Origin of the sequence: Streptomyces sp. NK15101 (assembly GCF_020400725.1) — a bacterium.
Lineage (GTDB): Bacteria > Actinomycetota > Actinomycetes > Streptomycetales > Streptomycetaceae > Streptomyces.
In genome coordinates, this window is record NZ_JAINVG010000113.1 from 1 (window position 1) to 18,843 (window position 18,843).

The 18,843-nt window shown below is 72.3% G+C and carries 18 protein-coding genes and 1 pseudogene; 9 read left to right on the top strand and 10 right to left on the bottom strand.

The window, feature by feature from the left end; translation table 11 throughout:
* Positions 1–224: 224 nt before the first annotated feature.
* The 3 genes from K7G60_RS34960 to K7G60_RS34970 are packed head-to-tail and all read left to right on the top strand — an operon-like array spanning position 225 to position 1,757.
* Entirely contained in the window at positions 225–482 is a 258-nt protein-coding gene (locus K7G60_RS34960) for a hypothetical protein (protein ID WP_225804988.1), read from the top strand.
* A 2-nt stretch (positions 483–484) separates the two neighbouring features.
* Positions 485–1,234, top strand: a complete 750-nt coding sequence (locus tag K7G60_RS34965; protein ID WP_225804989.1) for a DUF4239 domain-containing protein — start codon at positions 485–487, stop codon at positions 1,232–1,234.
* A gap of 31 nt (positions 1,235–1,265) precedes the next feature.
* Positions 1,266–1,757: an LURP-one-related/scramblase family protein gene (locus tag K7G60_RS34970; protein WP_225804990.1), complete on the top strand. Its 492-nt coding sequence runs from the start codon at positions 1,266–1,268 to the stop codon at positions 1,755–1,757.
* Between the two features lie 39 nt (positions 1,758–1,796).
* On the opposite strand, the gene K7G60_RS34975 is transcribed toward K7G60_RS34970, so the two are convergent.
* The gene (locus tag K7G60_RS34975) at positions 1,797–2,981 is read right to left on the bottom strand and encodes a PLP-dependent aspartate aminotransferase family protein (protein WP_225804991.1); all 1,185 of its coding nucleotides are present in this window, start codon (positions 2,979–2,981) and stop codon (positions 1,797–1,799) included.
* 164 nt (positions 2,982–3,145) lie between these two features.
* On the opposite strand from K7G60_RS34975, the gene K7G60_RS34980 reads away from it, so the two are divergent.
* Positions 3,146–3,754, top strand: coding sequence for a hypothetical protein (locus K7G60_RS34980; RefSeq protein ID WP_225804992.1), 609 nt, complete (start codon positions 3,146–3,148; stop codon positions 3,752–3,754).
* 4 nt (positions 3,755–3,758) lie between these two features.
* Here the strand turns inward: K7G60_RS34980 and K7G60_RS34985 are convergent, their stop codons facing one another.
* Both K7G60_RS34985 and K7G60_RS34990 read right to left on the bottom strand, forming a co-directional pair.
* A complete protein-coding gene (locus tag K7G60_RS34985) occupies positions 3,759–4,895 on the bottom strand; it encodes an SMI1/KNR4 family protein (protein ID WP_225804993.1) in 1,137 nt (378 codons plus the stop codon).
* A 28-nt stretch (positions 4,896–4,923) separates the two neighbouring features.
* Positions 4,924–5,727 carry a carbon-nitrogen family hydrolase gene (locus K7G60_RS34990; RefSeq protein WP_225804994.1) on the bottom strand — a complete coding sequence of 268 codons (804 nt, stop codon included), beginning with the start codon at positions 5,725–5,727 and terminating at the stop codon, positions 4,924–4,926.
* A 155-nt stretch (positions 5,728–5,882) separates the two neighbouring features.
* Between K7G60_RS34990 and K7G60_RS34995 the strand changes: the two genes are divergently transcribed.
* A complete protein-coding gene (locus K7G60_RS34995; RefSeq protein WP_225804995.1) occupies positions 5,883–6,710 on the top strand; it encodes a maleylpyruvate isomerase family mycothiol-dependent enzyme in 828 nt (275 codons plus the stop codon).
* Positions 6,711–6,722: 12 nt separating this feature from the next.
* On the opposite strand, the gene K7G60_RS35000 is transcribed toward K7G60_RS34995, so the two are convergent.
* The 6 genes from K7G60_RS35000 to pdhA all read right to left on the bottom strand — a co-directional run bounded on the left by K7G60_RS35000 (position 6,723) and on the right by pdhA (position 12,928).
* Complete coding sequence (locus K7G60_RS35000) at positions 6,723–8,033, bottom strand: nitrate/nitrite transporter (RefSeq protein WP_225804996.1); 1,311 nt, start codon at positions 8,031–8,033, stop codon at positions 6,723–6,725.
* The gene (locus K7G60_RS35005) at positions 8,030–8,704 is read right to left on the bottom strand and encodes a GntR family transcriptional regulator (RefSeq protein WP_225804997.1); all 675 of its coding nucleotides are present in this window, start codon (positions 8,702–8,704) and stop codon (positions 8,030–8,032) included. The genes K7G60_RS35000 and K7G60_RS35005 overlap by 4 nt, the downstream gene beginning before the upstream one ends.
* 88 nt (positions 8,705–8,792) lie before the next feature.
* Positions 8,793–9,263 carry a hypothetical protein gene (locus K7G60_RS35010; protein WP_225804998.1) on the bottom strand — a complete coding sequence of 157 codons (471 nt, stop codon included), beginning with the start codon at positions 9,261–9,263 and terminating at the stop codon, positions 8,793–8,795.
* A gap of 74 nt (positions 9,264–9,337) precedes the next feature.
* Positions 9,338–10,747: a dihydrolipoamide acetyltransferase family protein gene (locus tag K7G60_RS35015; RefSeq protein ID WP_225804999.1), complete on the bottom strand. Its 1,410-nt coding sequence runs from the start codon at positions 10,745–10,747 to the stop codon at positions 9,338–9,340.
* 13 nt (positions 10,748–10,760) lie between these two features.
* Entirely contained in the window at positions 10,761–11,741 is a 981-nt protein-coding gene (locus K7G60_RS35020) for an alpha-ketoacid dehydrogenase subunit beta (RefSeq protein ID WP_225805000.1), read from the bottom strand.
* Positions 11,742–11,743: 2 nt separating this feature from the next.
* A complete protein-coding gene (gene pdhA, locus K7G60_RS35025) occupies positions 11,744–12,928 on the bottom strand; it encodes a pyruvate dehydrogenase (acetyl-transferring) E1 component subunit alpha (protein WP_225805001.1) in 1,185 nt (394 codons plus the stop codon).
* Positions 12,929–13,267: 339 nt separating this feature from the next.
* Between pdhA and K7G60_RS35030 the strand changes: the two genes are divergently transcribed.
* The 3 genes and pseudogenes from K7G60_RS35030 to K7G60_RS35040 all read left to right on the top strand — a co-directional run bounded on the left by K7G60_RS35030 (position 13,268) and on the right by K7G60_RS35040 (position 15,799).
* A complete protein-coding gene (locus K7G60_RS35030; RefSeq protein ID WP_225805002.1) occupies positions 13,268–13,927 on the top strand; it encodes a response regulator transcription factor in 660 nt (219 codons plus the stop codon).
* 120 nt (positions 13,928–14,047) lie between these two features.
* Positions 14,048–14,458: pseudogene (locus tag K7G60_RS35035) on the top strand (pyridoxamine 5'-phosphate oxidase family protein); the annotation flags it as partial.
* Positions 14,459–14,782: 324 nt separating this feature from the next.
* Positions 14,783–15,799 (top strand): phosphotransferase, encoded by a 1,017-nt coding sequence (locus K7G60_RS35040; protein WP_225805003.1) that lies wholly within the window; start codon positions 14,783–14,785, stop codon positions 15,797–15,799.
* Positions 15,800–15,833: 34 nt separating this feature from the next.
* On the opposite strand, the gene K7G60_RS35045 is transcribed toward K7G60_RS35040, so the two are convergent.
* A complete protein-coding gene (locus K7G60_RS35045; protein ID WP_225805004.1) occupies positions 15,834–17,435 on the bottom strand; it encodes a protein kinase in 1,602 nt (533 codons plus the stop codon).
* 276 nt (positions 17,436–17,711) lie between these two features.
* Between K7G60_RS35045 and K7G60_RS35050 the strand changes: the two genes are divergently transcribed.
* The coding region (locus K7G60_RS35050) for a protein kinase (RefSeq protein WP_225805005.1) at positions 17,712–18,843 on the top strand (1,132 nt) is incomplete at its 3' end.

Sequence of the window (18,843 nt, forward strand, 5' to 3'; positions counted from 1 at the left end):
GAGGTTCCGGAGTGGGTGGAGCTTCTGGAGCAGCCGGGGCTCCTGGGGCGGCCAGTGCTCCTGGGGCTGCTGCGGCCGGAGGTGCAGTCGGGGTCGTCGGTGCCGGAGGTGCGCCCGGGGCTCCGGCGGTTCCGGGTGACGTTCCCGGTGCCGTGTCCCAAGGCGTACCCGGAGCCGCCCCGCCCGACGCGCCCCCGTCCGTACCACGAACCGTCCCGCCCCCCGTGCCGCCGGCAGCGCCCCGTACCGCCGCCCCCGTCCCCGTGGGCCCGCCGCAGGACGTACCGGAGGCGGGGCTCGCGACCGGCGACCGGGAGCAGCGGCGGCAGCGGGTCGAGGCCCTGCCCGACAACGAGGGGTTCCTCGGGCGGTTGCGGCGCCGGGCGCGGGAGGCGCACGAGTTCGGGGTCGTGACGATGCTGCTGCTGCTTCTGATCCCGGCGGCCGTCGCGGCCGCCCTGCTCGGCAGCCGGGTGAAGTGACCGTGGCCCTGTTCGAGACGCTCGTCGTCGTCCTCGGCGTCGCGCTCGCCGCCGCCCTCGCCGTCTTCGCCAAGACCCGGCTCTTCCCGCTCGGCGAGGACGAGGAACCGCGCGAGGACGTCGCCGAGTACATCGCCATGATGGTCTCGGTCCTCTACGCGGTGGTGCTCGGCCTCTGTCTGGTGTCCGTCTGGGACACCCGTACCGACGCCGCCGACAACGTCCAGGCCGAGGCCAGCGCCCTGCACCAGACGTACCTCCTCGCGGACGCCTTCCCCGCCGCCCGGCGACAGCCGCTGAAGGACGCGGCCCGTGCGTACGCCGATCACGTCGTCGGCGTGGAATGGCCGAGGATGGCGGAGCGCGAACAGCTCGACCCGTCCGGCTGGCAGCTGCTCGAACGGCTGCGGAGGGCGGCCGAGGTGGACGACTCGGCCAAGGTGCCGGAGCAGATCGCGGCCCAGGAGGTCCTGGCCCAGATCGGCTACATCGACGACGCGCGGCGGGGCCGGGAGGCGGCGGCGCAGGAGCGGCTCTCCCCCGTGCTGTGGACGGGGCTGCTGATCGGCGGCGCGCTCACGCTCGCGTTCATGTTCCTGTTCGGGATCAGGAGGAGCGCGACGCACGTGGTGATGGTGATGGGGCTCTCCGGGTTCATCGCCTTCACGGTCCTGCTGATCAACCAGCTGGACGCGCCGTTCGGGGAGATGCTGGGCGCGTCCCCGGAGCCGTTCACCCGTTACTTCGGGTGAGAAGCGCTCCGGGCCGGGCACACATAGGCGCGTGAAATATCTCGTACGGGACAAGATCTTCGCGATCGGCGACGACTACTGGATCGAGGACGAGCAGGGCCGCCACGCCTTCCTCGTCGACGGCAAGGCCCTGCGGCTGCGCGACACCCTGGAGCTGAAGGCCCCCGACGGGCAGGTCCTCGTCACCCTGCGGCAGAAGATGTTCAGCCTGCGGGACGCGATGACGATCGAGCGGGACGGCCGGCCGCTCGCGACCGTCCGCCGCAAGCGGCTCTCCCTGCTCCGCAACCACTACCGGGTGACGCTCGTCGACGGGACCGGACTGGACGTCAGCGGCCGGATCCTGGACCGGGAGTTCACCGTCGAGTACGAGGGCGAACTCCTGGCCCACGTCTCCCGGCAGTGGTTCCACGTCCGCGAGACGTACGCGGTGAACGTGGTCCGCGAGGACGCGGACGCGGCGTTGCAGATCGCGGTCGCCGTGTGCGTCATCCGGATGGCCGAGCGGGAACGGGAGGACTAGGCGGAACGGGAGGACCGGGCGGGGAGCGGGAACGGGGGGCTAGGACGCCTTGGTGAGCGCCTGCTCCAGGTCCGCCCACAGGTCCTCGACGTGCTCGATGCCGACCGAGAGCCGGACCGTGCCGGCGCCGATGCCGGCCGCGGCAAGCGCCGCCGCGTCGAGCTGGTGGTGGGAGGTGGACGCCGGGTGCATGACCAGCGTCTTCACATCGCCGAGGGAGACGCTCAGGGAGGCGAGCCGTACCGCCTCGACGAAGGTGCGGCCCGCCTCCCGGCCGCCCGCGAGGTCGATCGAGACCACCCCGCCGCCGCCGGCGGGCAGCAGGCGGGCGGCGATCTCCCGGTCCGGGTGGCTCGCGAGGGCCGGGTGGCGGACGGCCTCGACCGCCGGGTGCGCTTCGAGCCGGGCGGCGAGCTCGGCGGCGCTCGCGCACTGGCGCTCCATGCGCAGGGAGAGGGTCTGCATGCCGCGCAGGGTGAGCCAGGCGGCGAACGGGTCGGTGGACGCGCCCTGTTCGACGGAGTGGTGGCGGACCCTGCCGTACAGCTCGGGGTCCTTGAAGACGGCGATGCCGCCGAGGACGTCGGCGTGCCCGGCCAGGTACTTGGTGGCGGAGTGGACGACGACGTCGGCACCGTGGTCGAGGGGGCGGCAGAGCAGCGGGGAGGCGAAGGTGTTGTCGACGACGACGGGGACCCCGGCCTCGGCGGCGACGGCGGCGAGCGCGGGCAGGTCGGCGACGCGGGTGGTGGGGTTGGCGATGGTCTCCAGGTAGAGGAGCCGGGTCTCGGGGCGCAGGGCCGCCCGTACCTCCTCCGGGTCGGTGCCGGAGACGTACGTGACGTGGACGCCCCAGCGGGCGGCGAGGTCGGTGAGGACCGCGTACGTGCCGCCGTACAGGCAGGTCTGGGCGATGACGTGGTCGCCGCTGCCGAGGAGGCCGAGGAGGACGGCGTTGATGGCGCCCATGCCGGAGGCGAAGGAGCGGGCGGCGGTCCCGCCCTCCAGGCGGGCGACGGCGTCCTCCAGGGTGCGGACGGTGGGGTTGCCGAGGCGGGAGTAGAGGAACGCGTCCGGCGAGGTGAAGCCCTCGGCGAGGGCGTCGGCCGAGTCGAAGGCGAAGACGTGGCCCTGGTGCAGGGGCACGCCGAGGGGCCTGCTGCCGGTGATCTCGACGTGCGGCGGGTGGACGGCGAGGGTCTCGGGGCGGATGTCGCTGCTCATGGACCCAGTCTGGCGAGGAGTCGGTCGCCTTCACAGGTCCAATCCCGGTGGATTGGTTCGGGGGTTGGTTCGGGTCTGGTTCGGGGTCGGCTCGGGTCTGGTCCGGGGTCGGCTCGGCGGTGGAGCATACGATGCACCCTCGGACGAGCAGGAGCCGGAGACACATGCACACCCATGTCACGCCGTTCGACCTCCGGGCGTGGAAGGAGGGGAACCGGCACGACCACCGGGCCGGTTGGAAGGGGGCCTCGCCGGAGTTCGGCGAGATCACGCTGACCTGCCCCCTTCCCCGTACGTCTCCCGAGTCGCTCGTCTCGGAGGTGCGCGGCGGGCTGCTGCCGACCGCCTCCTTCGAGGCGCGCGGGGCGCACGTCGAGGGGATCAGGCTGCCGACCCTCAACCGGTCCACGCTGCGGGTCGGCGACCGGGTGGTGTACATGACGCGGAACCGTTTCGGCGCCACCCTGGAGCAGCGCGCCCTGGCGATGCGGTACGCGGGCGACCACTACCGGCTCACCGCCCTCGACAAACACGGCTACGTCCTGGTCCGCGCCGCCGACGACGAGGACCCCGGCGTCACGATCACCGTCCGCGAGACCGGGCGCGGCAAGGGCCGCAGGCTCTCCGTGCGCGTCGGAGGGCGTGCCGAGGGCGGGGACCTCGCCCTCGGTCTGGTCTTCGCGGGCGTCGACCGGTCCGCCCTGACGCGGATCGGGGCGGTGAGGGCGGGCCTCTCCCGGGCGACCCACTTCTGGGTCGAGTCCCAGTACTGATCGCCTACCGGGCGGTCCGGCCCGCGTTCGCCCCGTACGAGTGGAACTCGAGGAACTCCAGGGCCTCCACGGGGTCCTGGCCGCGCCGCACGAGGCGGGGGAACCCTTCCTGGACCAGGTGGCCGCGCAGCCACGCGAGCAGGGTCTCGACGAGGGTTCCGGTGAGCGGCGGTCCCTGTTCGGCGTGGCGGGGAATGACGATCAGCGGCCAGGCGTCCGGGTCGTCGCCCTCGGTGAGCCAGCACAGTTCGTCGCCGTCGATGGTGTCGGCGAAGTTGAGGAAGCCGCCCGGCTCGGGCCAGACCGCCAGCGGCTGGTACTGAGGGTGATCGGCCCGGAGGTCCCGGTAGGCGGCGCCGTACCACTCGACGGAGGGCGCGAGGTCGTAGTGTCCGGTGCCGAGCGGCAGGCCGAACCGCAGCCACTCGCAGAACTCGCCCGCCCCGTAGGTCTCCATCAGGGCGACGAACTCGGTGGGGAGCCGGGTGCCGAGGCGCTCGTACAGCCACTCCCAGCTCTGCTCGCCGAGGAGCGGTTCGGCCGGGGGCGGGACCAGGGCGGTGAGGGTCTCCAGGCCGCTGCCCCCGGCGAAGGCGGCGTGCCGCTCGGGGGTGGGTTCGGGGCGGCGGGGCGGCGGGGTCCAGGCGTATGCCCGGTCGCCGGCGAGGCGGCTGCGGGTGATGTCGGGGCGCAGGCCGTCGGAGACGAAGCGTTCGAGGGTGGGCAGGAGGGTGGTGCCGGGGCGGAACCAGGGCTCCTTGCCGGCGTTCGCGAGGTTCTGCACGTGGACGACGACGGGCCACCGGTCCGGGTCGTCGGAGGCGGTGGTGTCCCAGTAGAGGGTGTCGGACATGCGGGTCGCGCCGAAGGCGACGAGTCCGGGGTGGGCGCGGCGGCCGTGGTCGACGAACCGGCCGTAGTCGAACAGGAGGGCGTCGTCGGCGAACGGGGTGTGCAACCAGAGCCGTTCGCCGATGTCGAGGGGACCGTAGGCGGTGGCCACGGCCTTGTAGTCGGCGGGCAGCCGCAGCCCGAGCCACTCCTCGACCGCGTCCCAGTCGACGGGTGGGGCGGGTGCCTCGGGCGGCGGGCCGAAGAGTTCCGCGAAGGCGGCGACCGCCGCCTTCTCAGGGTCGTTCACGAGATCCCTCTCCGTGGATCCAGGAGGTTCAGGCGCGGCGGGTGCGCGGTGCCGCGATCCCCAGGACCCGGTCCTTGAGCGCCGGGAACTCCTCCCTGGTCGTCCGGACCTTCGCCGGGTCGAGGACGACCCGCAGGGTCTCCTCGTCCGGGCCGGCCTCCGCGAGGGTCTCGCCCCAGGGGTCGACGACGATCGAGTGCCCGGCCTGCTCCACGCCCGCGTGGGTGCCGGCGGTGCCGCAGGCGAGGACGTACGCCTGGTTCTCGACGGCCCGGGCCCGGGCCAGGAGGGTCCAGTGGGCGCGGCGGCGGGCGGGCCAGCCGGCCGGCACGACGAAGGCCTGGGCGCCCGCGTCGACGAGGCCGCGGAAGAGTTCGGGGAAGCGCAGGTCGTAGCAGGTACCGACGCCGACGGTGAGGTGCGGCAGGTCGACGGTGACGAGGTCCTCCCCGGCGGCCATGAGGACGGCCTCGCCCTTGTCGAAGCCGAAGCGGTGGATCTTCCGGTAGGAGGCGACGAGTTCGCCGTCGGGGGAGAGGACGAGCGAGGTGTTGTAGAGGGCGCCGCCCTCAGCCTCGACGAAGGAGCCGGCGTGCAGCCAGACCCCGGCGTCGCGGGCGGCCTCCGCCATGGCCCGGTGGGTGGGGCCGTTCAACGGCTCGGACTCGGCGGCGAAGAGGTCGGAGGCGAAGGCGCCGACGGTCCACAGTTCCGGCAGGACCACGAGGTCGGCGTGGCCTGATTCCTCCCGTACGAGACGCGCCGCACGGGCACGGCGGGAATCGACCGGTTCGTCCGGGTCTACCGCGATCTGGATCAGCGAGGCGCGCACACTACCACCGTCCTGGCATTGGAGCCGTCAACACCGGCCTACGATCGTCACACGAAAGCACTGCCGGGGTGCCTTCGGGCAGCGTAACTTAGCGTCCGAGCCTCCCACCCAGTCGTGTTTTCAGCCCGCGCACCGAAGAACCGCCGAGGGGTCCCGTGACCGTCCATCCCAGCCTCCAGAACTACGCCGACGCCTGGACCCATTCCATCGAGGCGATAGCCGAGCTGGTGCAGCCGCTCGTGGAGGGCGAGTGGAACCGGCCGACCCCGTGCATCGGCTGGTCGGTGCGGGACATCGTCTCCCACGTGATCGGCATGGAGACGGAGATGCTCGGCGATCCCCGGCCGATCCACTCCCTGCCCCGTGACCTGTACCACGTGCGCAGTGACTTCGCCCGCTACATGGAGGTCCAGGTCGATGTGCGGCGGCACCACACCGCCCCGGAGATGACCTCGGAGCTGGAGTACATCCTCATCCGGCGGGCCCGCCAGCTCCGCAACGAGAACCGCTCCCCCGAGCATCTGATCCGCGCTCCCCTCGGCGCCGAGTGGTCCCTCGAAGTGGCCTACCGGACGCGCGCCTTCGACGTGTGGGTGCACGAGCAGGACCTGCGGACGGCGCTGGGCGTGCCGGGCAACCTGGACTCGGCCGGGGCGCTCGTGGCCCGGGACGTGCTCCTGGAGGCGCTGCCGGACGTGGTCGCCAAGGAGGCCGGGGCGCCCCCGTCATCGGCGGTGGTGCTCGACGTGACCGGTCCGGTGGAGTTCCTGCGGACGGTACGGGTCGACGCGGAGGGCCGCGGTTCGATCGACGGCGCGCCGTCGCTGGGCCCCGCGGTGACGCTGGCGACGGACTGGGAGACGTTCGTCCGCCTCGCCTGCGGCCGGGTCCGTCCGTCCGAGGTGTCCGACCGGGTCAAGACCGAGGGCGACGCGGACCTCGCGGCGGCGATCCTGGACAACTTCGCGGTGACGCCCCGGTAGGCCGTCCTCGTCCTAGACCGGCACGTGCACGGCCTCCACGCGGCTGGCGACGAGCCGTTCCCGTTCCCTGCGGTGGGTGCGGGCCTTGAGGCGGAGGATCTGCACGACGCCGAGCGCCTCCAGGACGAAGACCGACGAGAACGCGGTCCGGTAGTCGCCGCCGGTCGCGTCGAGCAGCACGCCGACGGCGAGCAGCGTCGTCATCGAGGCGACGAAGCCACCCATGTTGACGATGCCCGAGGCGGTGCCCTGCCGCTCCGGCGGGTTGGCCGGGCGGGCGAAGTCGAAGCCGATCATCGAGGCCGGTCCGCAGGCGCCGAGGACCAGGCAGAGGGTGACGAGCAGCCACATCGGGGCGTGGTCGCCGGGGTACGCGAGGGTCGCGCCCCACAGCAGGGCGGTGGCCGCGACCGTACCGAGGGCGAGCGGGGCGCGGGCCGCGTGGTGGCGGGCGATGATCTGCCCGTACGCGAGGCCGACGACCATGTTCGACAGCACGACCAGGGTGAGCAGCGTCCCGGCGGTGGACCGGGAGAGGCCCTGCGCCTCGACGAGGAACGGCAGGCCCCAGAGCAGTAGGAACACCATGGCGGGGAACTGGGTGGTGAAGTGCACCCACATGCCGAGCCGGGTGCCGGGCTCCCGCCAGGACTCGGCGATCTGGCGGCGGACGAAGGCGGCGCCCGCGTGCCGGGCGGGCTCCGGTTCGTGCCCCTCGGGGTGGTCCTTGAGGAAGAGCAGCAGCAGGGCGAGGACGACGACGCCCGCCAGCGAGCTGCCGACGAAGGTGGCCGTCCAGCCGAGGTCGTGCAGGGCGCGGGCGATGAAGACGGTGGAGACCAGGTTGCCGGCCATGCCGAAGAGGGCGGCGACCTGGCCGATGAGCGGGCCCCGGCGGGCGGGGAACCAGCGGCTGCCGAGCCGCAGGACGCTGATGAAGGTCATGGCGTCGCCGCAGCCGAGGAGGGCGCGGGAGCCGAGCGCCATGCCGTACGAGGGGGAGAGCGCGAAGCCCAGCTGGCCGACGGTGAAGAGCACGACGCCGAGGGTCAGGACCTTCTTGGTTCCCAGCCGGTCGACCATGAGGCCGACGGGTATCTGCATGCCGGCGTAGACCAGCAGCTGGAGGATGGAGAAGGTGGAGAGCGCCGAGGCGTTGACGTCGAAGCGGTCGGCGGCGTCGAGGCCGGCGACGCCAAGGGACGTGCGGAAGATGACGGCGACGAAGTAGACGGCGACGCCGACGCCCCAGACGAGGGCGGCGCGGCGGCCGCCGGGCGGGTCCCCGGGGAGGGTGACGGCGGATCCGTGGTCCCTGCTCACCGGGCCTCACCCCGGACCAGGACCTTGACCCAGCTGAGGTGCTGGCGGACGCAGTGCGCGGCGCCCTCGACGTCGCCGGCCTTGATGCGGTCGAGGATCTCGGCGTGCTCGGTGATGTTCTTGGCGACGCGGTCGGGCTGGGACTGCATCACGGCGACGCCCATGCGCAGCTGGCGGTCGCGAAGCTGGTCGTAGAGGCGGACGAGGATCTGGTTGCCGGCGTGCTTGACGATCTCGGCGTGGAAGCAGCGGTCGGTGACGGCGACCTCGGCGAGGTCGCCGGCCTCGGCGTGCCGCTTCTGCTCCTCCAGGAGCTCTTCGAGGCGGGCGGTCAGGGGCGCGGGCGCGGGCACGGCCCGGCGGACGGCGAACTCCTCGACGAGCAGCCGGGTCTCGACGACGTCGGCGATCTCCTGCGCGGAGACGGCGAGGACGAGGGCGCCCTTCTTCGGGTAGAGCTTCAGCAGCCCTTCCATCTCCAGCTTGAGCAGCGCCTCGCGGACGGGGGTCCTGGACACCCCGACGGCCTGGGCGAGTTCGCCCTCGGTGAGGAGGGTGCCTCCCTCGTAGCGCCGGTCGAGTACGGCCTGCTTGACGTGCATGTAGACGCGGTCGGCCGCGGGGGGCTGCTTGGTGGGCAGGGGAGCGGGACCGGCTTGCGCTGATGGCATGTGCACAGCATAGATACAACAGGGGTGCAACAGACAGCCGCGTCCGCATCCTGGACTCCTTACCGGAGTCGGCAGATCCTCGATCTCCTCACCGGAGCCGGAAGTCGTAGTAGTCCTCGCCACCGACAAGCACGGAGGTGAAGTGCACCGGGAGTCCGTCGGGCCGGCGCGCGACCTCCTGGGAGGTGCGGCGGGTGAAGCCGAGCGAGAGCCCGGGGACGAACGGGTCCTCGCCGTCGCCGTCATGGGCCGCGAGGTCCCTCAGCAGCTCGTCGGCGGGGGTACGGAACACGTCGGCACCGCCCAGGAGAACCCGCGTCGACGTCTCCCGCCCCTCCGCGGGCCACCACAGCTCGACAGCCGTGACGGTGTCCTCCTCCTCCAGGAGCACCTCGACACCCACCCCGTCGCAGACGGTCGAGACGGTCACCAGGACGCGGTTCGGCCGGGTGCGCACCCGGGGTTCCCCCCAGGCGGAGACGGCCGCGACGGCCTCGTCGAGTGTCACGCCGAGCCGTACCGGCCCGGCACTGTGCAGCGGTGCGAGAGGGAGGTCCATGCCCTCGACCCAAACATCCGGTGGCGGCTGATGCCACCACCGGATGTTTCACGTGAAACAGGCGAACCCGGCCACTACGCCCAGGTGATGAGCCTCTTCGGGTTCTCCAGGATCGCGGCGACGTCCGCCAGGAACTTGGAGCCGAGCTCGCCGTCGACCAGACGGTGGTCGAAGGAGAGGGCCAGCGTGGTGACCTGGCGCGGCTTCACCTTGCCCTTGTGGACCCACGGCTGGAGCTTGATCGCACCGACCGCGAGGATCGCGGACTCGCCGGGGTTCAGGATCGGCGTACCGGTGTCGACGCCGAAGACGCCGACGTTGGTGATGGTGAAGGTGCCGCCCTGCATCGCCGCCGGGGTCGTCTTCCCCTCGCGGGCGGTGGCGACGAGCTCGCTCAGGGACTGCGAGAGCTCGGGCAGGGTCTGGGCGTGCGCGTCCTTGATGTTCGGCACGATCAGACCGCGCGGGGTGGCCGCGGCGATGCCCAGGTTCACGTAGTGCTTGAGGACGATCTCCTGCGCCGCCTCGTCCCAGGCCGCGTTGATCTCCGGGTTGCGCTTGACCGCGACCAGGACGGCCTTGGCGATGAGGAGGAGCGGGTTGACCCGCAGGCCCGCCATGTCCTTGTCGGACTTGAGCTCCTCGACCAGCTTCATCGTGCGCGTGATGTCGAAGGTCACGAACTCGGTGACGTGCGGGGCGGTGAAGGCCGAACCGACCATCGCCGCCGCCGTGGCCTTCCGTACGCCCTTGATGGGGATACGGGTCTCCCGGGCGTCCGCCGGGACGGCGGCGGCCGGAGCCGCGGCCGCCGGAGCCGGGGCGGCGACGGCCGGCGCGGGCACGGCCGCCGGAGCGGCCACCGGGGCGGGCGCCGGAGCGGCCGCCGCGTGGACGTCCTCGCGGGTGATGATCCCGTCCGGACCGGTCGGGGTGACCGTCGCCAGATCGACGCCGAGGTCCTTGGCGAGCTTGCGCACCGGCGGCTTGGCCAGCGGGCGGCCGACCACGGGGCCGTGTCCATTGAGCTGCTCGGGGACCACCGGGGCGGGCACGGCGACCTCGGCCGTCTGGGCCGGAGCGCCCGGCGTCGCCTTGCGGGCGCGGCGCTTGGTGGAGCTCGCGGCCACGCCGTAGCCGACGAGGACCGGCTGGCGGCCCTCCGGCTCCGGCTCGGCCACCGTCTCCTGGGCGGGGGCGGCGGCCACGGCCGGGGCGGCCGGGGCCTCGGGCTCGGCGCCGCCGCCCACGTTCACCGAGATGATGACCTGGCCGACGTCGACCGTGGTGCCCTCGGGGAAGAGGATCTCGTGGACCGTCCCGTCGAAGGGGATCGGCAGCTCGACGGCGGCCTTGGCCGTCTCGACCTCGATCACGACCTGCCCGTCGGTGACGGTGTCACCGGGCTGGACGTACCACTTGAGGATCTCGGCCTCGGTCAGGCCCTCGCCCACGTCGGGCATCTTGAATTCGCGGATCGTCATGGTCGTGCTCTCCTCAGTACGCCAGCGAGCGGTCGACGGCGTCGAGCACGCGGTCCAGGCCCGGCAGGTACTCCTCCTCCAGGCGCGCCGGCGGGTACGGCGCGTGGTAGCCGCCGACCCGCAGGACGGGGGCTTCCAGGTGGTAGAAGCAGCGCTCGGTGATCCGGGCGGCGATCTCCGCTCCGGAGCCGAAGAACACCGGCGCCTCGTGGACGACGACCAGGCGGCGGGTCTTCTCGACCGAGGCCTGGATGGTGTCGAAGTCGAGCGGGGAGATCGAGCGCAGGTCCACGACCTCGATCGACTTGCCCTCCTCGGCGGCCGCCGCGGCCGCCTCCAGGCAGGTCTTCACCATCGGGCCGTAGGCGAGGAGGGTGAGGTCCGTGCCCTCGCGGGCGACCCGGGCCTTGTGCAGCTCGCCGGGGATGGCCTCGGTGTCGACCTCGCCCTTGTCCCAGTAGCGGCGCTTGGGCTCGAAGAAGATCACCGGGTCGTCGCTCTGGATCGCCTGCTGGAGCATCCAGTAGGCGTCGGAGGAGTTCGCCGGGGTGACGACCTTGAGGCCCGCGACGTGCGCGAAGAGCGACTCGGGGGACTCGGAGTGGTGCTCGACGGCGCCGATGCCACCGCCGTAGGGGATGCGGATGACGACCGGCATCTTCACGGTGCCGAGCGAACGGGCCCGCATCTTCGCCAGCTGCGTGACGATCTGGTCGTACGCCGGGAAGACGAAGCCGTCGAACTGGATCTCCACGACCGGACGGTAGCCGCGCAGCGCGAGGCCGATCGCGGTGCCGACGATGCCGGACTCGGCGAGCGGGGTGTCGACGACCCGGTCCTCGCCGAAGTCCTTCTGCAGACCGTCGGTGATCCGGAAGACACCGCCGAGCTTGCCGACGTCCAGACCCATGATGACGACCTTGGGATCGGTCTCCAGGGCCTTGCGCAGGGACTCGTTGAGCGCCTTCGCCAGGGGAAGCTTCTGAACAGCCATGATTACTCGGCCTCTCCGCCCGTGAAGGACTCCTGGTAGGCGGCGAACTGAGCGCGCTCCTCGTCGACGAGCGCGTGCCCGTCCGCGTACGTGTGGTCGAACATCGCCATGTGGTCCGGGACGGGCATGGCGCGGACGACCTCGCGGACGTGCTTGCCGAGGGCCTCGCTCTCCGCCTCCAGCTCCTCGAAGAAGGCCGCGTCGGCGTGACCCTCGTTCTCCAGGTACGCCTTGAGGCGGAGGATCGGGTCCTTGGCCTCCCACGCCTCGCGCTCCGCGTCGCGGCGGTAGCGCGTCGGGTCGTCGGAGGTGGTGTGGGCGGCCATGCGGTAGGTGAACGCCTCGACGAGCGTCGGGCCCTCGCCGCGGCGGGCGCGCTCCAGGGCGGACCGGGTCACGGCCAGGCACGCGAGGACGTCGTTGCCGTCGACGCGGACGCCGGGGAAGCCGAAACCGCGGGCGCGCTGGTAGAGCGGGACGCGGGTCTGCTTCTCGATGGGCTCGGAAATGGCCCACTGGTTGTTCTGGCAGAAGAACACGACCGGGGCGTTGTAGACCGCGGAGAAGACGAACGACTCGTTGACGTCGCCCTGGCTGGAGGCACCGTCACCGAAGTAGGCGAGCACGGCGGAGTCCGCGCCGTCCTTGGCGATGCCCATGGCATAGCCGGTGGCGTGCAGGGTCTGCGAGCCGAGGACGATCGTGTACAGGTGGAAATTGTTGCTGTTGGGGTCCCAGCCGCCGTTGTTCACACCGCGGAACATTCCCAGCAGGTTCGTCGGGTCGACCCCGCGGCACCAGGCGACGCCGTGCTCGCGATAGGTCGGGAAGACGTAGTCGTCGTCGCGCAGGGCCCGGCCCGAACCGATCTGGGCGGCCTCCTGGCCGAGCAGCGAGGCCCACAGGCCCAGCTCGCCCTGGCGCTGCAGGGCGGTCGCCTCGGCGTCGAAGCGCCGGGTGAGGACCATGTCGCGGTACAGACCGCGCAGCTCCTCGGCGCTCAGATCGATGTCGTAGTCGGGGTGCTGGACTCGCTCCCCCTCGGGCGTCAGCAGCTGAACGAGCTCGGGCTCCGTGGCCGTGGTGGCCGTCGCCTTCTTGGTGGTGCTCGTGCTCGCGCTTGCGGTGCGCTTGGTGCCGCTGCTGCGTCGCGTCGTCTTGCGCGCGGCAGTGCTCTCCACGGTCACGTGCGTGCTCCTCCGTCGGTCCGGCCTCCGGGTTCGCCGGTGAGGCCAGTGCGGCTCCGCCTTGTCCGTACCTTCGCACGGGGTGGGTGCGACGCGGCCGGAGTCGGGCGTGAAAGATGCCCCGGCGAGCGCCGTCATAGGCACGTTACCCATTACGCGGCATTCCCGCGAAACCCCACTTGACCTGCGATTTTGCTTGGATTTCCAAGTAAATCGAGAAAAGGGGGGACTCATCCCTGGTCAGAGCATGGACAACGACCCGACGCCGTCGTCGGAACACCCGGCACGTTATCCCGCGCACCCCGGGCGCCGGAAGACCCAATATGTGAGACTGACCGCGTGCGCGAAGAAGGAAAAATCCGGGTATTTCTGCTGGACGACCACGAAGTCGTCCGGCGCGGCGTCCATGAGCTGCTCTCCGTGGAGGACGACATCGAGGTGGTCGGCGAGGCCGGGACGGCGGCGGACGCGCTGGTCAGGATCCCCGCGACCCGCCCCGACGTCGCGGTGCTCGACGTCCGGCTGCCCGACGGCAGCGGCGTGGAGGTGTGCCGGGAGATCCGCTCGAAGGACGAGTCGATCAAGTGCCTGATGCTGACCTCGTACGCGGACGACGAGGCGCTCTTCGACGCGATCATGGCCGGGGCCTCGGGCTACGTCCTCAAGGCCATCCGCGGCAACGAGCTGCTGAACGCCGTGCGGGACGTCGCTGCCGGCAAGTCTCTGCTCGACCCGGTGGCCACCGCCCGGGTCCTGGAGCGGCTGCGCGACGGCAACAACCCGAAGGGCGACGACAAGCTCGCCAACCTGACGGAGCAGGAGCGCAGGATCCTGGACCTGATCGGCGAGGGCCTGACCAACCGGGTCATCGGCGAGCGGCTCCACCTCGCGGAGAAGACCATCAAGAACTACGTCTCCAGCCTGCTGTCGAAACTGGGCATGGAGCGGCGCTCGCAGGCGGCGGCGTACGTGGCCCGGCTCCAGGCCGAACGCCACTGACGCCCTCGGGCCGCCGGCCCCTGCCCGTGGGGGCGGCGGCCCGTCTCGGGACTTATGTCCCGTCGAACCGGGGCAGGGGCCCCTTTTCCGACACGGTGCCGGTGGCGGAGAGTGGAGACCATGTCCACCGACGAGATCCGCGCCATCGAGTTGCTCAGCCGCGTGGCGTACGGGCGGGTGGCGACGAGCATGCGGGCGATGCCGTTCGTCGCCCCCGCCCGCCACGTCGTGGCCGACGGCCGCGTCCTGCTCCGGATGCACCGGGGCCTCGGCTACCACCGCGCCTGCAACGGCAGCGTGGTCGCGTACGGCGCGGACAACTGCGACTCCGGCGCCGAGCACGTCTGGTCCGTGCAGTTCACGGGCACGGCCGAGATCGTCGAGCCGACGGAGGAGGAGCTGGCGGCCTTCGGCCCCGAGCCCACCCGGGTGGACGGCGAGCCCTTCACCCCGGTGTTCATGCGGATCGAGCCGCAGTTCGTGACGGTCCACGAGCTCGACTACAGCGGGCGGACGGAGACCGGGACGCCGCCCGGGAGCCCCACGGGAAGCACCGCCGGGAGCCCCACGGGAAGCCCCGCCGAGGACCCGGCGCGAGAGCCGGCGCGGGAGCCGGCCGGAAACGCCTCCGAGAGTCCCTCCAGGACGTCTGCCGGGGCGACTGCCGGAAGGTCTCGCGAGACGCCCTCCGACGCGGGCTCCGAGGCCCGGCCCGAGGCCCGCTCCGAGAACCGGCCCGAGAGCAGCCCCGAGCCCCGGTCCACGACCGGCTGCGAGCCCCGGTCCACGACCGGCTCCGGACCCCGTCCCGTGGAGCGACACCGCCACCACGCAGCGTGATCTAACATCTGCGGAGTGCCGCGCTCATCTGCACCCCACGCTCTGCCCATCCGCCCCCTCCTGCGCCGCTACACGGACGTGGGCGAGCCCCTCTCCTGCGTCCCCGTGACCGAGGGCCTGCTCAACCGCGGCTACCGGCTCTCCACCACCCGCGGCGCGTACTTCCTCAAGCAACACCTGGACGCCCCCACCTCGGACCGGGCCACCATCACCCGCCAGCACCGCGCCACCCAGCGCTTACACGCCCTCGGTCTGCCCGTGGCCCCGCCGCTCCCCGACAGCCGGGGCCGCACGGTCGCCCTCGTCGGCGGCCACTGCTACGCCCTGCACCCCTGGATCGACGGCCGCCACCGCGACGGCACCCAGCTCTCCACCGGCTGCTCCCGCCGCCTGGGCACCCTCCTCGGCCGCGTCCACACCTGCCTGGAGCAGGTCATGGAGTCCCCACCGCCGGGCGGCGAGCACGAGAGCGCCCGCCCCGAGGACACCTTCCGGGCCATCGAGGAACTGCTCCGCCTCGCCCGCGCGCACCGCCCCCGCGACAGCTTCGACGCGCTCGCCGAGCACCGGCTCAGGGAGCGGCGCAGGCTGCTCGCGCAGCACGCCCACCACCGGCCGCCGTCCGCCTCCGCCGCCGGCTGGGTGCACGGCGACTTCCATCCGCTGAACCTGCTGTACCGGGGCGCCGAGCCCGCCGCGATCGTCGACTGGGACCGGCTCGGGGTCCGTCCCAGGGCCGAGGAGGCGGTCAGGGCCGCCGCGATCTTCTTCGTACGGCCGGAGGGGGAGCTGGCCCTGGAGAAGGTGCGGGCGTACGCGCGCGCGTACCGGAGGGCGACGGGCGCGGACGGCGCCGAGCTGGCCGCGGCGGCGCACCGGGTGTGGTGGGAGCGGCTCAACGACTTCTGGACCCTGCACTGGCGCTACCGGCTGCACGACCGGAGGGCCGACCCGCAGTTCCCCGCGGTGTCGGCCCTGGCGGTCTGGTGGACGCGCGAGTACGCGGCGGTCCGCGACGCCTTCGCCGGCTGAGCGGAGCGCGTACGGCTCCGCCGGCGGGGCGCCGTCAGCCCGTCTCGGTGCCCGAGCCCGGCGGCGGGGTGTCCGGGTTCTCGTTGCCGCCGGTGGTGTCGCCGGTCGGCTCGCCCGTCGGCTCCGTCGGGGGCACGGTCGTCGGCTCGCCCGTCGGAGCCGTCGGCGTGCCCGTGGGCGCGGTCGGCGGCGCGGTCGTCGGCGTCGGCGTCTCGGTCGTCGGCGTGCCCGTGGGGTGGGTCGGCTGGTACGTCGTCGGCGGGTCCCACGGCTGCTGCGTCTGGCCGCCGGTCGACGTGCCCGTGTCCTGGCTGGGCTCCTCGGTGGGCTCCTCCGAGGGGGTGGGCTTTTCCGAGGCGGTCGACGGCGAGGTGCTGACGGTGGTCGTCGGCGACTTCACGCCGGGGTCCCGGTCACCCGCCTTGTCGACCGCGTACACGACGCCCGCGACGATCGCGATCAGCGCGAGCGCGGCGAACAGCAGGACCTTCGCCCGGCCGCCGTTGCCGCCGTTCCGCGAGGCGTACCCGTCCTGGCCGTAGCCGGTGGCGACCGTGCCGCCGTCGTAGCCGCCGTCGTTCGGGTTCACCGGCGGAAGGATCGGGCCCTGCGCGGTCTCGCCGTGCATGGGGTGGCCCATCGCGGCCGTCGTGGCCATGCCGCCGACCGGGGTGTGCCCGCCCTCGTACGTCTCGACCGGCCCGGTGTTCCACGCGCCGGTGTAACCGCCCTGCTGCTGGAGCATCTGGAGGGCGTACTGGATGAGCCCGCGCATCTCCTCGGCGCTCTGGAACCGGTCGTCCGGGTCCTTCGCGAGCGAGCGCATGACCAGGCCGTCGAGCTCCGGCGGCACGGATCCCGTCACCTCGGACGGCGGGACCGGGGCGTCCTGGACGTGCTGGTAGACGACGGACAGCGGGGTCTCGCCGGTGAAGGGGGGCCGCAGAGCGAGGAGTTCGTAGAGCAGGCAGCCCGTGGCGTACAGGTCGGAGCGGTGGTCGACCGCCTTGCCGAGGGCCTGCTCGGGGGAGAGGTACTGCGGGGTGCCCATGACCATGCCGGTCTGGGTCATCGTCGACTGGGCGCCGTGCAGGGCGCGCGCGATGCCGAAGTCCATGACCTTCACCGCACCGGTGTGCGTGATGATCACGTTCGCCGGCTTGATGTCGCGGTGCACGATGCCGTGCTGGTGCGAGTAGGCCAGCGCCTCCAGGACGCCGGAGACGATGATGAGCGCCTGCTCGGGCCCGGGCGCCTCGGCGCTGAGCAGCAGGTCGCGGATGGTGCGGCCCTCGACCAGCTCCATCACGATGTACGGCACGGGCCGGCCGCCCACGAGGTCCTCGCCGGAGTCGTACACGGCGACGATCGCGTGGTGGTTGAGTCCGGCGACGGACTGCGCCTCACGGGTGAAGCGGGCCTTGGAGACCGGGTCCTCGGCGAGATCGGCGCGCAGCAGCTTGACGGCCACGGTGCGGCCGAGCCGTACGTCCTCGGCGGCGAAGACCTCCGCCATGCCGCCCCGGCCCAGACGGTGCGTCAGGCGGTAACGGCCGTCGCCGACGACGCCGCCCTCGCCCCACGATTCCGCCGACGCGTCCGGCACACCGCCACCTGCTCCGGATTCGGGTGCCATCAGTCCTCGCCGTCGTCTGTCGTGCCGTGTCCGGTCTTCACGCTACAGGCTCCGTACGACCCCACGGTCCGAGATGGACCGGCCATCCAACCCCTTCGACGTACACCTGTGCAAATTCGGCGGGTTTCCCCCGACCGCGCGGAGACGCTTCCTGTGCGGAGGGTCACGGAACGGGTACCGAACCGAGGCGCGGCTTGACGTGTCACTGCCCTACGGCAGACTTGCGCCAGGAAATTCCGGATCGACGCCGCCACGCGCGCGTAGGGGGAAGCACAGATGAGCCAGGACGGCGCACAGGGCCGCTACGCGGGCGGTTCGGTCGCGGGCGGCCGGTACCAGCTGCGCGATCTTCTCGGCGAGGGCGGCATGGCGTCGGTCTACCTGGCCTACGACAGCGCCCTCGACCGGCAGGTCGCCATCAAGACGCTGCACACGGAGCTCGGCCGGGAGCAGTCCTTCCGCGAGCGGTTCCGGCGCGAGGCGCAGGCCGTCGCGAAGCTGTCGCACACGAACATCGTCTCGGTCTTCGACACCGGCGAGGACACCCTCGACGGCGCCGTCATGCCGTACATCGTCATGGAGTACGTGGAGGGGCAGCCGCTCGGCTCGGTCCTCGCCGCGGACGTCCAGCAGTACGGCGCGATGCCGGCCGACAAGGCGCTGAAGGTCACGGCCGACGTGCTGGCCGCGCTCGAGGTCAGCCACGAGATGGGCCTGGTCCACCGCGACATCAAGCCGGGCAACGTGATGACCACCAAGCGTGGTGTGGTCAAGGTCATGGACTTCGGCATCGCGCGGGCCATGCAGTCCGGGGTCACCTCGATGACGCAGACCGGCATGGTCGTCGGCACCCCCCAGTACCTCTCCCCCGAGCAGGCCCTCGGCCGTGCGGTGGACGCCCGCTCCGACCTTTATTCGGTCGGCATCATGCTCTTCCAGCTGCTGACGGGCCGTCTCCCCTTCGACGCCGACTCGCCGCTCGCCATCGCCTACGCGCACGTGCAGGAGGAGCCGGTCGCCCCGTCCTCCGTCAACCGTTCGGTGACGCCGGCGATGGACGCGCTCGTCGCCCGCGCGCTGCGGAAGAACCCGAACGAGCGGTTCCCCAGCGCGGCCGCGATGCGCGACGAGTGCCTGCGGGTCCTGGCCGCCGGCCAGACCGGCGCGCCGATGATCGTCCAGGGCGGTCCGGTCAGCAGCGGCGCGGGCGTCGGGTCGGCGGTCTTCCCGCCCGTCGGCCAGACTCCGCCGCCGACCCCGCACCCCGGCGTGCAGCAGCCCTATCTGCCGCCGACGCCGCAGCCCGGCCCGTACGGCCCCACGACGCCCGCTCCCGCCCCGGCGTACGGCTACCCGCAGCAGGCGCCGACGCCCGCGCCGTACGCCCCCACCCCGGCCCCCGCGCCGC

What these genes read in the sequence shown, in the direction of transcription:
- K7G60_RS34975 (WP_225804991.1), bottom strand. Translation starts at nt 2,981, where the DNA reads ATGAGCAGCGACATCCGCCCCGAGACCCTCGCCGTCCACCCGCCGCAC.
- K7G60_RS34980 (WP_225804992.1), top strand. Translation starts at nt 3,146, where the DNA reads ATGCACACCCATGTCACGCCGTTCGACCTCCGGGCGTGGAAGGAGGGG.
- K7G60_RS35005 (WP_225804997.1), bottom strand. Translation starts at nt 8,704, where the DNA reads ATGCCATCAGCGCAAGCCGGTCCCGCTCCCCTGCCCACCAAGCAGCCC.
- K7G60_RS35010 (WP_225804998.1), bottom strand. Translation starts at nt 9,263, where the DNA reads ATGGACCTCCCTCTCGCACCGCTGCACAGTGCCGGGCCGGTACGGCTC.
- K7G60_RS35015 (WP_225804999.1), bottom strand. Translation starts at nt 10,747, where the DNA reads ATGACGATCCGCGAATTCAAGATGCCCGACGTGGGCGAGGGCCTGACC.
- K7G60_RS35020 (WP_225805000.1), bottom strand. Translation starts at nt 11,741, where the DNA reads ATGGCTGTTCAGAAGCTTCCCCTGGCGAAGGCGCTCAACGAGTCCCTG.
- K7G60_RS35045 (WP_225805004.1), bottom strand. Translation starts at nt 17,435, where the DNA reads ATGGCACCCGAATCCGGAGCAGGTGGCGGTGTGCCGGACGCGTCGGCG.